Below are 327 nucleotides of genomic sequence, written 5' to 3' on the forward strand. Positions count from 1 at the left end.
GATGCAAAGCTGGACAATGTACAGGACGAAATTGCGACAAAGCGAAAAGACCTGGCCGGCATACAGGAGTTATTCCAAAGGCAGACAGAGCAAGTCATCCAGTCTTATCGCAGCACGGAAAAGCCGTCTTCCTATGTGCAGAAATGAATGTGCCATTCCGGAAGCGGAGTGGTTCTTTTATTTTCATTTTTTAATTCGTAACGTTATAATAGTGAAAAGACTTGTCGGAAAGCAATTGCGGCTGCATTGACTGCAGGGCTTTACAGAAAGTAGGGGAGAAATATGGGATATCCCAAGGAAGGAGAAACCATTCAAATTCACAGCTAT

The 327-nt window shown here is 43.7% G+C and carries 1 protein-coding gene; it reads left to right on the top strand.

Going from position 1 to position 327, the window contains the following annotated elements; all coding sequences use genetic code 11:
• The coding region (locus SB660_RS19520) for a YgaB family protein (protein ID WP_410583903.1) at positions 1-147 on the top strand (147 nt) is incomplete at its 5' end.
• Positions 148-327: the final 180 nt, after the last annotated feature.

The sequence above is a fragment of the Bacillus sp. SIMBA_005 genome (assembly GCF_046535585.1).
Lineage (GTDB): Bacteria > Bacillota > Bacilli > Bacillales > Bacillaceae > Bacillus > Bacillus pumilus.